The sequence below is a fragment of the Bacteroides sp. AM23-12 genome (assembly GCF_003434395.1).
GTDB classification, from domain to species: domain Bacteria; phylum Bacteroidota; class Bacteroidia; order Bacteroidales; family Bacteroidaceae; genus Bacteroides; species Bacteroides thetaiotaomicron.
Genome location: NZ_QTLF01000006.1, coordinates 236,761 through 251,079 on the forward strand (window position 1 = coordinate 236,761; position 14,319 = coordinate 251,079).

Annotated in this window: 8 protein-coding genes and 1 tRNA gene; 2 read left to right on the top strand and 7 right to left on the bottom strand. The window is 45.4% G+C overall.

What is annotated here, in order from left to right:
• Positions 1–32 precede the first annotated feature (32 nt).
• The 3 genes from DW640_RS08745 to yaaA form a co-directional block, all read right to left on the bottom strand.
• Positions 33–107, bottom strand: a tRNA-Val gene (locus DW640_RS08745).
• Positions 108–342: 235 nt separating this feature from the next.
• A complete protein-coding gene (locus DW640_RS08750; protein ID WP_008764140.1) occupies positions 343–894 on the bottom strand; it encodes a sugar O-acetyltransferase in 552 nt (183 codons plus the stop codon).
• A 5-nt stretch (positions 895–899) separates the two neighbouring features.
• A complete protein-coding gene (gene yaaA / locus DW640_RS08755) occupies positions 900–1,673 on the bottom strand; it encodes a peroxide stress protein YaaA (RefSeq protein WP_117577848.1) in 774 nt (257 codons plus the stop codon).
• A gap of 146 nt (positions 1,674–1,819) precedes the next feature.
• Between yaaA and DW640_RS08760 the strand changes: the two genes are divergently transcribed.
• A complete protein-coding gene (locus tag DW640_RS08760) occupies positions 1,820–3,805 on the top strand; it encodes a family 20 glycosylhydrolase (protein WP_117577850.1) in 1,986 nt (661 codons plus the stop codon).
• 834 nt (positions 3,806–4,639) lie between these two features.
• Here the strand turns inward: DW640_RS08760 and carB are convergent.
• Positions 4,640–7,861, bottom strand: a complete 3,222-nt coding sequence (gene carB, locus DW640_RS08770; protein ID WP_008760792.1) for a carbamoyl-phosphate synthase (glutamine-hydrolyzing) large subunit — start codon at positions 7,859–7,861, stop codon at positions 4,640–4,642.
• 430 nt (positions 7,862–8,291) lie between these two features.
• Between carB and trpS the strand changes: the two genes are divergently transcribed.
• On the top strand, positions 8,292–9,392 hold the full coding sequence (gene trpS / locus DW640_RS08785; RefSeq protein ID WP_117577852.1) for a tryptophan--tRNA ligase: 1,101 nt from the start codon (positions 8,292–8,294) through the stop codon (positions 9,390–9,392).
• 81 nt (positions 9,393–9,473) lie between these two features.
• On the opposite strand, the gene DW640_RS08790 is transcribed toward trpS, so the two are convergent.
• The 3 genes from DW640_RS08790 to DW640_RS08800 all read right to left on the bottom strand — a co-directional run bounded on the left by DW640_RS08790 (position 9,474) and on the right by DW640_RS08800 (position 14,295).
• On the bottom strand, positions 9,474–11,849 hold the full coding sequence (locus DW640_RS08790; protein ID WP_048696346.1) for a DUF2339 domain-containing protein: 2,376 nt from the start codon (positions 11,847–11,849) through the stop codon (positions 9,474–9,476).
• A gap of 80 nt (positions 11,850–11,929) precedes the next feature.
• Complete coding sequence (locus DW640_RS08795) at positions 11,930–13,078, bottom strand: endo-alpha-mannosidase (RefSeq protein WP_011108998.1); 1,149 nt, start codon at positions 13,076–13,078, stop codon at positions 11,930–11,932.
• Positions 13,079–13,152: 74 nt separating this feature from the next.
• The gene (locus tag DW640_RS08800) at positions 13,153–14,295 is read right to left on the bottom strand and encodes a DUF4972 domain-containing protein (protein WP_008764133.1); all 1,143 of its coding nucleotides are present in this window, start codon (positions 14,293–14,295) and stop codon (positions 13,153–13,155) included.
• Positions 14,296–14,319: the final 24 nt, after the last annotated feature.

Below are 14,319 nucleotides of genomic sequence, written 5' to 3' on the forward strand. Positions count from 1 at the left end.
TTTTGTTGACGGAAGTGTTTCGGTATTCTTTGTGGGCGCTGAGGGATTCGAACCCCCGACCCTCTGGGTGTAAACCAGATGCTCTGAACCAGCTGAGCTAAGCGCCCGTACACTTCCGTTTCAAAAGCGATGCAAAGGTACGGCTTTTTTTGAAACCTCCAAACATTTTGCATATTATTTTTCAAGAAACTTTTTATCAAAAATAAAAACCAACTGATTATCAGCAAATAATGAAAAAAGTTTTTTTCATGCAACTTTCCCTTCTCCAAGCCTGTCCACTAAACAGAACAAGATAAAGCCAACAATGTGGGAACACTCAAATCCGGGAAATAAGATTCCCGGTCAAGCCTGCTTACGGATAAGGCGCGCCGGATTCCCGACTGCAACACTGTCGTCGGGAATATCTTTCGTCACGACGCTTCCCGCTCCTATCACACAACGGTTGCCAATCGTCACACCGGGACAAATGACAGCACCGCCGCCAATCCAGCAATCCTCGCCGATCGTAACCGGATAAGCATACTCTTTCGAACCGCGACGCTCCAGATAATTCATCGGATGATGCGGCGTATAAATCTGTACGCAAGGGCCGACTAGCGTATGGGCACCGATTGTGATATACCCTCCGTCCAGAAAAGTACAGTTGGCATTGACAAAGACGTGTTCGCCCAACTTTATCCCGTCTCCGTGATCGCAATGGAAAGGAGGACAGATCACCGAAGTTTCAGGAATACCCGGCACCAGTTCTTCCAGCAATTCTCTGTACCCGTCATCGTACGTACTCAACCCGCGCATGATCGCCAGCAACTTCTTGGCATGCTCAAAACGCACCTGCAACTCCGGCGCGGACATATCAGCCAACTGGCTGCTACGCATCTTCTCTACTTCTGTCATATTCCTTATTCTCCCATCCCATTAATAAATACCAATTTCCTTTCATCCGAAAGCGATTCGTCAAACTCGAACCCTTCCCACGAGAATCCTTTCAGTTCCTCCGGATTTCCGATCTTATTTTTCAATATGAAACGTGTCATCTCGCCACGGGACATCTTGGTATACACCACTATCGTAGCCAGCTTTCCATTCTTCCAGACATGAAATTCGGGAGTGATCACACGGACTTCGCTCTCCACCCGCTTCCAGTCAAACAGGCTTTTCATCTCGTCACTGGCAAGATTACACAAGATTCCTCCTGCCGACCGGATGTCCTCTATGAACGTATCCGTCAAACGCGACCGCCAATAAGAAAACAAAGTCTGATTCCCCAATTCCGGCAATACGACATCTCCTTCCAGCCGATAAGCACGAATCACGTCCAAAGGACGCAACAGACCGTAACAGAAAGAAGTCAGCCGCAAATGTTCCTGCGCATACCCGAAATCTTCTGCAGAGAAGTCCTTCGGATTCAGCCGTTTGAATACAATGCCGGTATATGCCAGCAAAGCAGGCAATTCCGGAGTGGCTTCCGCATGAAAAGCCTGATAACGTTTATAATTCTCCACAGCAATCTTTGCGTTTACACGCAGCAGACGTTCTAATTCGTCTACAGAAAACTGGGACATCTGCAACGCTATTTCCGCCGCTTCCTTCTGAAAACGGGGACTCGTAGTCAAAGGGACTTTCACCTTCGACACCGCACTCATCGTCTTGGCACAAGATAGAAGTACTAACATTCTGAATCGGGTTTAATCATTTTGAAAAACACAAAAATAAAAAATAAATAGCTTCACTTGTTGACAGATATCCAAATTATGCCTACTTTCAGCCAATAATTAACTATAATCATTTATTAATTAACAAAAACACAAAAATCCCCCTTATGAGAAACAAGTTTGTATCTTTGCAAGCTCTGGCCTTATTGGTCATCTTTTGTCTGACGGGTAGCTTAACCCGTGCCGCTGTCAACCCGAAACCGTTTGTTGTCCCCGAACTCAAACAATGGACGGGAAAAGACGGTAACTTCACTCCGGGAAAAGACGCCCGAATCGTCTGCACTTCCCAAAATCCCGAATTACTGAGAATAGCCCGAATGTTTGCCGACGATTATCAACAGATGTTCGGGCAGACATTAAGCGTAGCACAAGGCAAAGCCACGTCCGGCGATTTCGTCCTATCCTTGTCGGCAGACAAGAAGCTCGGTGAGGAAGGTTACGCCATCAAGATAACCGACCGTGTAGCCATCTCCGCTCCCACCCCGACCGGTCTTTACTGGAGCACACGCACACTCCTGCAACTGGCGGAACAAAATCAGGAACGCTCACTCCCGCAAGGAACGATTCGTGATTATCCCGATTATCCGCTTCGCGGTTTCATGATAGACTGTGGCCGTAAGTTCATTCCGATGGCTTATCTGCAGGACTTGGTGAAAATCATGGCTTACTACAAAATGAACACCCTGCAAGTCCATCTGAACGATAATGGATTCAAGCAATACTTCGAGCACAACTGGGACAAGACTTACGCTGCCTTCCGGCTGGAATCGGAGACTTATCCGGGATTGACAGCCCGTGACGGCTCGTACTCCAAGAAAGAATTCATCGATTTCCAGAAACAGGCGGCATCCAACTTCGTGGAAATCATTCCGGAAATTGACGTTCCCGCCCACTCACTGGCTCTCACCCATTACAAACCGGAAATCGGAAGCAAGGAGTACGGCATGGATCATCTCGACTTGTTCAAGCCGGAAACTTACGAATTCGTAGATGCTCTGTTCAAAGAATATCTGGAAGGCGACAATCCGGTATTCGTAGGCAAGCGTGTACATATCGGTACAGACGAATACTCGAACGCGAAGAAAGACGTGGTAGAAAAATTCCGTGCTTTCACCGACCATTACATCCGTTTTGTGGAAGGTTTCGGCAAGCAAGCAGTCGTATGGGGCGCGCTCAGCCATGCCAAAGGCGATACGCCCGTCAAATCAGAAAATGTCGTCATGAATGCTTGGTACAACGGATACGCCGATCCGGCAACTATGATCAAAGACGGATATCAACTGATCAGTATTCCGGACGGACTGGTATATATCGTTCCGAAAGCCGGCTACTATTATGATTACCTCAACGAACCATACTTATATAAGGAGTGGACACCCGCCCATATCGGCAAAGCTGTATTCGACGAAAAACATCCTTCCATTCTTGGCGGTATGTTTGCCATCTGGAACGACCATGTCGGCAACGGTATCTCGGTGAAAGACATCCATCACCGTATATTCTCGCCCCTGCAAACACTCTCTGTAAAGATGTGGACAGGCGCTCAAACAGGCATTCCTTATGAAACATTCAATGAAAAACGTGCCCTCCTCAGCGAAGCGCCCGGAGTCAACCAACTGGCAAGAATCGGCAAAAAGCCGGAATTGGTATACGAACGTTCCACAGTCGCTCCCGGCAGCACTTCCGATTATCCGGAAATTGGCTATAATTACACTGTCAGTTTCGACATTACCGGAGCAAAAGAAAGTGAAGGAACCGAATTGTTCCGTTCGCCTAACGCCGTATTCTATCTGTCAGACCCTATTCGGGGGATGATGGGATTTGCACGCGACGGCTATCTGAATACCTTCCCCTACAAAGTGAATCCGGGAGAAAAAGCAACAATTCAGATAGAAGGAGACAATTGCAGTACAACGCTGAGAGTCAACGGTAAAGTGGTTGATGAAATGAATACGCAGAAACTTTACTTTAATGCGGGAAAAGATTCAATGAACTATGTACGTACACTAGTTTTCCCGCTGGAGAAAGCAGGAAACTTTAATAGTAAGGTACAGAATCTGAAAGTATACAATTATTGCGTAAGCAAACCATAAGATTTAGATACGGATTACACAGATTTCACATTTTTTTAGCGGTACAATCTACCAAAAACCGTATCAATCTGTGTAATCCGCTTCTGGAAGAAGCACAATCATTCATTTCATTTACGTACGGATTTGAGCAAAATGATAGTAATAGTATCTTAAAATGGGGGTGCCCCCAATGGAGATACTACTGTTTCATTCATTTTTGAACCGTTACGAATCAATTCAAACCTGTATAACCAAAAGCTACACAAACGTTTCTTCCCTAAGCAATAAAACGCTTTTTTATTGTCACTTATCACTTTTCGAAGTTAACTAACTGATTATAAACATATCATCGGTGATAATAAGCGGTGATAATACGGTGACAATAGCTGCATCCATACATTTTATTGTCACTTCCCTCCCAATCTCACTGTTCATCTCACCTACTGCTATCTCCCCATCAAGCCTACTTCATCCGAGTCCTGATCCTACGCAACAAATACCGTATACTACCGGTATCTTTCTCTTATAGTGCCTTTATTGTTCCATTAAGACACCGATCTCTTTAGTTGTTCACGGCCGTGGCAAGCATTGTTCACAGTCGTGACAAGAGTTGATCACGGACATGAGCAGACCTGTTCACGGCCGTGAAGAGCTAAAGAGAACGGCACTCTATTCCTACTTTCCTTATAGGAAAAAGCAAGTATATAAGGAGCTGAAGAGAACATTAGCACTATCTTACGACTCATTACACCGCAGACAACAAACAAAAAGAAGAGTCATATCTACAAAAGAAGAGACTCCCTCTTTGGTATGCCAAAGAGAGAGTCTCCTCAATATATATACAGCTAAAGCAGTTTATTTATATTCCTGCCAGCTCTTAATCTGAATATCACTCAGTTTCAGTTCACAGAATGCTTCGATGAAAGCACTTGCCAGACGGGCATTGGTAATCAACGGAATGTTATGGTCGATAGCACCACGACGGATACGGTAACCATTCGTCAACTCACGTTTGCTGTGGTTCTTCGGAATGTTGACGATCAAGTCGAACTTATGGTCAGCGATCATCTTCATCACGTTGTTTTCAGCACCCGGTTTTTCATCCGGCCAGTAAACCGGAGTAGTTTCTACACCGTGAGCGTTCAGGAATGCAGCCGTTCCGGCAGTAGCATAAATCTGATATCCCTTGGCAAACAACATACGGCTCGCATCCAGCAAATCTACTTTAGACTTCATAGCACCGGAAGAGAACATCACCGCCTTTTCCGGAATCTTGAATCCTGTAGCGATCATTGCGTTCAGCAATGCTTCAGAGAAATCGTCGCCGATACAACCTACTTCACCGGTAGAAGACATATCCACGCCCAAAACAGGGTCAGCCTTGTGAAGACGGGAGAAAGAGAACTGAGAAGCTTTCACACCGATCCAATCGATGTCGAACGCAGTCTTGTCCGGCTGGCTGTACGGAGCATCCAGCATGATGCGGGTAGCTGTTTCGATAAAGTTGCGTTTCAGCACCTTAGATACGAACGGGAAGCTACGGGAAGCACGCAGGTTACATTCAATTACCTTCACCTCGTTGTTGCGGGCAAGGAACTGGATGTTGAACGGACCGGAGATATTCAGTTCTTTAGCAATCTGACGGCTGATCTTCTTGATGCGGCGGGCAGTTGCAAAGTAAATCTTCTGTGCTGGGAATACCAGTGTAGCGTCACCGGAGTGTACACCGGCAAATTCTACGTGCTCGGAAATAGCGTATTCAACCACTTCACCGTTCTGAGCTACCGCGTCGAACTCAATTTCCTTTGTATTTTCGAGGAACTGAGAAACAACTACCGGATATTCTTTAGATACTTCGGCAGCCATCTTCAGGAAGTTTTCCAGTTCTTCGTCATCGTAGCAAACGTTCATAGCCGCACCCGAGAGTACGTAAGAAGGACGAACCAATACCGGATAACCTACTTTTTCTACAAATCCCTTCACTTCTTCAAGGCTGGTCAGTTCCATCCAAGCCGGCTGGTCGATGCCAAGCTGGTCGAGCATTGCCGAGAACTTGTTACGGTTTTCGGCACGGTCGATGGAAACCGGAGAAGTACCCAGTACAGGAACTGACTGGCGATACAACTTCATAGCCAGGTTGTTCGGAATCTGTCCGCCTACGGATACGATCACACCGCGCGGTTGTTCAAGGTCGATCACGTCGAGTACACGTTCGAAAGAGAGTTCGTCGAAGTACAGACGGTCGCACATATCGTAGTCAGTAGAAACCGTTTCGGGGTTGTAGTTGATCATGATAGACTTGTAACCCAGTTTGCGGGCAGTCTGAACTGCGTTCACCGAGCACCAGTCAAATTCAACCGAGCTACCGATACGGTAAGCGCCCGAACCCAGTACGACTACTGATTTCTCATTCTTATAATAGTTTACATCGTAACCTTCTACTGCATAAGTCATATACAGGTAGTTAGTCAGTTCCGGATGTTCGGAAGCAACAGTATTGATACGTTTTACTGCCGGAAGGATGCCCAGGGCTTTACGGTGAGCGCGTACTGCCAGATTTTCCTTTTCCATGTTGCCGGTCGGGTTCAGTACGAAGCGGGCAATCTGGAAGTCAGAGAAACCAAGGATTTTAGCTTCGCGCATCACGTCAGCCGGAATATCTTCCACCTTATTATATGTAGACAGTTTCGCCTTGTAGTCAACAATGTTCTTCAGCTTGCCGAGGAACCAAGGATCGATCTTAGTCAGTTCGTGGATGCGGTCGATGGAATATCCCTCTTCCATAGCTTGTGCGATGGAGAAGATACGCAAGTCTGTCGGACGTGAAAGTTCTTTGTCAAGGTCGTCGAAGTGTACATCATCATTACCGACAAAACCGTGCATGCCTTGTCCGATCATACGAAGACCTTTCTGGATGATTTCTTCGAAAGAGCGGCCGATAGACATGATTTCACCTACCGACTTCATGCTTGAACCGATTTCGCGGGATACACCGGCGAATTTCGTCAAGTCCCAACGAGGGATTTTACAAATATAGTAGTCCAGTTGCGGAGCAAGGTATGCAGAGTTCGGAGTGCCCATTTCACCGATCTGGTCGAGTGAGTAACCCAATGCGATCTTGGCGGCAACGAATGCCAGCGGATAACCGGTAGCCTTGGATGCCAGCGCGGAAGAACGGCTCAGACGAGCATTTACTTCGATCACACGGTAGTCGTCCGTATCTGAGTTGAACGCATACTGGATGTTACATTCACCTACGATGCCGAGGTGACGGATACATTTCGTAGACAGTTCCTGCAACAGTTTCAGTTCTTTGTCGTCCAATGAGCAGGTCGGAGCTACTACGATAGATTCACCGGTGTGGATACCCAGCGGGTCGAAGTTTTCCATGCTGGCTACAGTGAAGCAGTGGTCGTTCGCGTCGCGGATCACTTCGAACTCGATTTCTTTCCAGCCTTTCAGAGATTCTTCTACCAGGATCTGCTTGGAGAAGGCGAAAGAGCTTTCGGCCAGTTTCAGGAATTCTTCTTCGTTAGCGCAGATACCGCTACCCAGACCTCCCAACGCGTAAGCCGAACGTACCATCACCGGATAACCGATCTTGCGGGCAGCAGCAATGGCATCCTCCATGCTTTCTACCGCCTGACTTACCGGAGTCTTCATATTGATTTCATCCAGTTTCTTCACGAACAGGTCACGGTCTTCCGTGTACATGATAGCTTCTACCGATGTACCGAGTACTTTCACTCCATATTTATCAAGAATACCTTGTGTGTACAGTTCGGCGCCGCAGTTCAATGCAGTCTGTCCGCCAAATGCCAGCAGGATGCCGTCGGGACGTTCTTTCTTGATAATCTCTTCTACGAAATAAGTAGTTACGGGAAGGAAATACACTTTATCGGCAATTCCTTCAGAAGTCTGAATGGTTGCGATGTTCGGGTTTACCAATACTGAGCTGATACCTTCTTCTTTCAAAGCTTTCAGTGCTTGTGAGCCTGAGTAGTCAAATTCTCCGGCTTGTCCGATTTTGAGTGCTCCAGAACCCAAAACGAGAACTTTCTTGATTTCCTTTTCCATTTCTTTTGTTGTTATAGTAAGTTGTTATTTCTAAGTTTTGCCAATAAAAAAAATGCGTTACCCTCGTAAAAGGATTAACGCATTACCAAAGAACTAAAATATCGTTTTTGGAGAAAAAAGAAGAAGGTTGTTGATTCCGGGTGGAAAACATCCGAATGTAGATAATACTTACTTCTTATTTCTTGTTGATTCATTGTCGATTTCAAAATTTGTGCAAAGTAACGACATATTTCTAAAACTACAAAGAATTTGAAGAAGAATATTCTCTTTTATTTGCTTTGTTACTGTGAAAACAGGCGCCGTCCCCCTGCCATCTGATACCAAAAGCCAGCAATAGTAAGCATTAGTAACGAAGTAGCTCCATTTTGACGCATCTTTCATTTTTTATCCTTATCTTTGTCGCTAAATCTATTATAATAAGGTAACAACAATGGGAAAAGAAAAAATCATACTCACCGGTGACCGCCCTACCGGGAGACTTCATATCGGACACTATGTAGGTTCATTGAAGCGCAGAGTTGACCTGCAGGATGCAGGTGATTATAGTAAGATGTTTATCTTTATTGCCGATTCACAAGCGTTGACGGACAATATAGATAATCCGGAGAAGGTACGTCAAAATGTAATTGAGGTTGCTCTTGACTATCTGGCATGTGGAATAGACCCGTCCAAGGCTACCATCTTCATCCAGTCACAGATTCCGGAACTTTGCGAACTCAGTTTCTACTATATGGACCTCGTAAGCGTATCCCGTTTACAACGTAACCCGACTGTGAAATCAGAAATACAGATGCGTAACTTTGAGGCAAGCATCCCTGTAGGATTCTTCACTTATCCTATCAGTCAGGCTGCGGACATTACTGCCTTCCGGGCAACCACCGTCCCCGTCGGTGAAGACCAGGAACCGATGCTCGAACAGGCTCGTGAAATCGTCCGCCGTTTCAACTATATCTATGGCGAAACGCTGGTAGAACCGGAAATCCTGTTACCGGACAACGCTGCCTGCCTGCGTCTGCCGGGAACGGACGGCAAAGCCAAGATGAGTAAATCACTCGGCAACTGTATCTACCTGTCGGAAGAGCCGGATGAAGTACAGAAGAAAATCATGAGTATGTATACCGATCCGGGACACCTTCGTGTTCAGGACCCGGGCAAGATTGAAGGTAATACCGTATTTACATACCTGGATGCTTTCTGCCGTCCGGAACACTTCGAACGCTATCTGCCGGATTATCCGAATCTGGATGAACTGAAAGCGCATTATCAACGCGGTGGACTGGGTGATGTGAAGGTAAAACGCTTCCTGAACGCTATCATGCAGGAAACACTGGAACCGATCCGCAATCGTCGTAAAGAGTTCAGCAAGGATATTCCTGCCGTTTACGAGATGCTACAAAAAGGATGCGAAGTAGCCAGAGCTGCCGCTGCCGAAACATTGGCGGATGTGAAGAAGGCTATGAAGATCAACTATTTCGATGACAAAGAACTGATTGAAGAGCAGGTGAAACGCTTCGCGGCTTCACAGGAATAAAGATAATAAAGACGAATATAATAAAGTAAAGGCTGCCGTCCACTTTCGAACAGGCAGCCTTTACTTTATTATATAGTCTGCTCAATCAGTTTCATCTTCATCATTTTTAAAGAGTACGTCTTTTAGTTTCTGATAAAGGAATGAGAGGATCAGCAGGATCAATCCTAAAATGATAAATACAATGATCTTACCGATTGTTGGCATTGCCCATAAGTCTTTCAGAACCAGCTTCAACAGGACGATTCCAAAAGTTGAAAGACTGATGATTCGCAATACTTTCTGATGCAGACGCATACCCAGTGCCATTTGAATAAATCCTGCGATACTCAGTGAAACGGAGAAGCCGGCATCGAAATCTTCTACTCCTGCTTGCAGGAGGAAAGAACGTGCCATCGTCAGCCAAAGGAAGAGCGCCAGGACATTCAGATAAACGGTGAAAGGAGTTTTCAATCCTATTAATGTATAGTATTGACGGGCAACGTAGTACAGATTAGCTATAACAAACGCTGCCGCAAACCATCGGAGCAAAGCAGGAGTCAGGCTCGTGTATACCCACTGGTCTCCCCATATATTGATCGCATAGATCAGCACGTTCATTCCCATAGCTGTCAGATAAGGGATTGTGTATTGTTTTATCGGGAAGCGCTTTTTGAAAGCATAGCTGAGAATAAAGATGGCAGCAGAAGTAAACGCCAGCATCATTCCGCTTCTTGTAGCTCCTGCCAAGTGCAAGGCAAACTCTGCCATAAATGTATAATAGAGGATGGCGGCAGCAGCAAGAAGCATGATCGAATTCCAGGGAGTGTATCTCAGATAACGGGCTTCGGTAAAGAGAGAACGGTAACGCCCCATCAGTAAAGCGAATGCTCCGGTGGCCAGACCGACAAACAGGGAAGTAGCAAAAGAACTGTTCAGGAAAATGGTTTCGGAGGAGGAAGAGGTCATCAGTACATTATATATATCCATCAGATATGAAACAAGGGTCAGTCCCATCAATACCTGTGTTGCACGTTCGTATACTCCAATCTTCGATTTTACGTAAAGCCATAACAGCAGCACCATTTCCGCTGCCCAGAACAGCGTGATATAATTTCCATCCAGCTGAATAGGTATAGTGATGGAGACAAATGTCAGTACCAGTCCCAACATCGCATAAATGAGGAACTTATAATCTTTCTTGCTCATCCGTAGCCAGATGACTAAAACTAAATTGATGATAGCGATCAATAAACTCAGTAATCCTTCCGATTTAAACGGCAGTCCCATATTACGCAGGAACAGGATTCCTAATAACAGATAAATGAAATTGTTGGTTATGATGACCAGCAGCAATCCCCTGTTCTTTTTCACGGCTTCTATCCGGAGTATCGATAATATCGGCAGGAGGAAGATGAAATAAAACAGCGTCGCAAAAATGAAGAGATGGACGGAAATATGTGTCGATCCTGTAGTAAAGCCTGTCAACAGGAAGATTCCCATTACCACATAAGTAAAAACAAATGCAATCACCGGAAGTTCTCCCCATTTCATATAGATGGACAGTCCGAACATTCCAAGATTCAAGATACTCATATAAGTGAACAGTACCAGGTAGTTACCATTCCCGGTGCTAACAAGGAAAGGTGCCAGAAATCCCCCGACAAGTGAGATGATAGCCAGTTCGCGCCTGTCATACAGAATGGACAGGATAGACATGAACAGCGTTATAGCTATCAGAATAGTAAAAGCAACCGTCTGAGGAAAAAGGTGATAAAAATGAAAGGCAATGGCGACTGTGAGATAGAAAACGGCAAAGGCGCCACCCGCAAGCAAGGAACTGAATGTGCGGTACTTCTTTTGCAGGCGTTCGGCAACCACCAGCAATGCGGAGCCGGTCAGGAAACCAAGTACGGTACGCAATGTTTCGTTAATCCAGTCTTTATCAATGGCATATTTTACAAAGAAGCCGACTCCGATGACGAATACAAGAATACCAATCTTACCGAAAAGATTTTCACCGATAAACTTTTCATAGTTAACCTGCTTCCGTTTGGAAACAGACGGTATTTCGAGAGGAGCCTCTGGAGAAGTTTCCTGCAAAGTGGCCTCAGCAGATTCTTTTTCAAGGGAAGCGTTTAATTTCTGCGGCGTAGTTTCCGCCATAATGGGCTGTATGCCTTCAACAGCTTTTTCTTCGACAGCTTTCTCTTCCTTCAAGGCTGTCACTGTCGAATCGGGCAATTCTTCTGTTACATAAGGCAGTATATCCGTATTGTCCAAAGTCTCTGCCGTTACATCCTCTTTGGCCCTTACAGGGCCGGAAGCCATTTTCTCCTGAGCTTTGAGCAGGTCGTCCATTCGTTTCTTTATCTCGCCAAGCTCTTTGTCTACCTTGCCGAACCGGCTTTCAAACTTTTGCAGCAGAACAAAAAACAACACTGCAGCAAGCAATGCACATGTGCCATAAAGTTCACCCATAATGTTCTATATTTGAGTTATGTATCACAAATATAGAACATTTTAATTACAAATGGGCAAAACCGACAAGATATAGCATATTATTGAACATCTTCCGAAGCAGATCTTGCTTTCCGGAATTCATCTACCCAATAGGCAGTTCTTATCAAATAGTAATCATCAGCCAATGGTTTATAATCCAAATATTCAAAAGCATCGCACTTCTTTGAGACAGCCGGCTCTATCTGAGTTCCTTCATGCCATTCATTGAAAGACGTAATCGAAATATAAGAAGCACCGCTTTCTATGGCAGCTTTATACATATCATCGTAATATTTTCCATTCTCACGGTCTCGGGTGGTACTTCCGTTCCAAGGACGAATCCGGGTATCAATATATCCCGGACCGACACTCGGAATAAACAATTTATTATGTGCCTTTGCCCATTGCTGCATGGATTTCCAGTTGGCCGGAGTAGAAGCATTTGTGAAACCTGTTGCGGCAAAGTAAGTGTAAAAGCCATCCATGCACGCTGTCTCAATGTCGGGCAACTCGCTTTCCTTCAATGTCAGACCAATAAAAAGACCGTCGTACTTGGTATTACGCACACTTATCTCTCCCCCGGCAGCAAACAACTTCGCCCACTCGGCAGGTTTGATCAGATAAGAATCATAGATAAAGAAAAGAGGTTTGCCGTGCGTACGGTAAAAAGCCGGGTGATCACCATAAGTATCCACTATATATTGAATATTCTCCCTCACCGTTTGCGGGCTGCGTCCATTAAAAGGCTCTATATGAAAGCACACCTTTGCCCCTACTTTTGCAGCCTCATCCAGCAGGAGAGACACACTTTGGTTGCCATAATCGCTTTCTCCCCACCAAGTGACAGACAGTACGCCGACATTCGCTTTTATATGCATCCGGATATGTTTCCGGATGATTTCAGGATCATTGCTGCTGTACGTTCCGAGTTCCGGATAAAAATTACAGGCGATGTCATCATTAAGTCCGGATATGGCACCGACATCTCCCGAATGTCCCGGAGCAAGGGCTATCGGGTGCATCCAGTGCTTCATTTCTCCATCCACTGACGGATTTCCATACCAATTATAATAAAAACTGATCGTATGGTCATCCAACGTAATGTTTGCCGCATCCAAATCGTGTTCACCGTTCATTTTCTTTTTGTTACCGTTACAGCCGGCACACAGAAATAATGCCAATAAAACAAAAACAAGTTCTTTCCTCATGTTCGTTTGTTTAAGAAAGTAGTCCCAAAGCCAGCTATCCGACGGCCTTGGGAACTACCCGGTTCGTAAAACAATTATCTATTCTCTACCCATTGAAAATCTCCGATCAGCCTGGCTGAGAATTTGCCCGTCAGATCTTTGATGTTATTGTTATCCGAAACAGTCTTATTCAATGTCCATCCGCATACCAGATCCGATTCGCTTCCAGTCACGGATTCCGGAGTATCCATCAGATGTTGTATTTCGGCCTGTGTCTTCGCCGATTTCCAGATATGCAGATGACGCATACATCCATTGGTGCTCTTTTCTCCGATACGGTTGGCAGTTGCGCTAAGCCCGGTAAAGGCAACCATAGCCACTTCCTTATCATTCGGAGTATATGGCAAACGGTCATCCCGGCCTCTTTCCGACAACATCAACTGACCGTTGACGTAAATCTTGGTCATCACCGGAATTCCGTCTCTGACTTCTCCGTCCACTCCGTTCTCGTTAGTGACAACTGCCACATGAACCCACTGATTTAGTGTGCTGAATGAGAAGCCCGGTTCAAACAAGTCACTATAGCCTATACCATACGTCATACGTAATCTGCCGAAGTGACTGTTTACCGCCCATCCTTTACGCTCGTGATCTTTCGTATCATCATCCGTGAAGGTGGAAAGCAAGAATACAAAGCTATTGAGATATTCGTCCACATCTGTCAGCTTCACCCAGAACTCGACTGTGAATGCTTGTTGCCCCTGCTCGCCAAAAGCTGAATACTCCGGATGAACACCAAAATCAATGTATCCGCCATTCTTTCCGTTGACCAACAGTTCAGCGGCAACCGGTAAAAAGTCTTCGGTACGTCTGGTCGCTCTGAAGTTCTTCTCTATCTGGTTAGCTTCACGGATAATGCGGTCGGCTTCACTGTCAGCCAACTTTTTGTTTCCTTCTTTCAGTTTAGCGATCGTTTCCTCCAGATAAACAATTTCATCATCCAGCATGGCTTTACTGGATACCGGATAGTTATCTTTCAGTTCGCCATATGTAGCTCCATCCCGCAGCGCAGTCAGGTTAGTCACCAATGTACTGAAGCGCTCTATGAAGATTTCGGTCTTGTCCGTTTCCGTCGGCCAGCCGCTATTGTCATCATCATCAGAACAAGAAGTAAATGCCAGCATCTGAAGCATCATAAACACTATCACTACCCAATTATATAAATAGTTATTTTTCATATCTATCCTGTATTTTCTGTTTCG

What these genes read in the sequence shown, in the direction of transcription:
- DW640_RS08750 (WP_008764140.1), bottom strand. Translation starts at nt 894, where the DNA reads ATGACAGAAGTAGAGAAGATGCGTAGCAGCCAGTTGGCTGATATGTCC.
- yaaA (WP_117577848.1), bottom strand. Translation starts at nt 1,673, where the DNA reads ATGTTAGTACTTCTATCTTGTGCCAAGACGATGAGTGCGGTGTCGAAG.
- DW640_RS08760 (WP_117577850.1), top strand. Translation starts at nt 1,820, where the DNA reads ATGAGAAACAAGTTTGTATCTTTGCAAGCTCTGGCCTTATTGGTCATC.
- carB (WP_008760792.1), bottom strand. Translation starts at nt 7,861, where the DNA reads ATGGAAAAGGAAATCAAGAAAGTTCTCGTTTTGGGTTCTGGAGCACTC.
- trpS (WP_117577852.1), top strand. Translation starts at nt 8,292, where the DNA reads ATGGGAAAAGAAAAAATCATACTCACCGGTGACCGCCCTACCGGGAGA.
- DW640_RS08790 (WP_048696346.1), bottom strand. Translation starts at nt 11,849, where the DNA reads ATGGGTGAACTTTATGGCACATGTGCATTGCTTGCTGCAGTGTTGTTT.
- DW640_RS08795 (WP_011108998.1), bottom strand. Translation starts at nt 13,078, where the DNA reads ATGAGGAAAGAACTTGTTTTTGTTTTATTGGCATTATTTCTGTGTGCC.
- DW640_RS08800 (WP_008764133.1), bottom strand. Translation starts at nt 14,295, where the DNA reads ATGAAAAATAACTATTTATATAATTGGGTAGTGATAGTGTTTATGATG.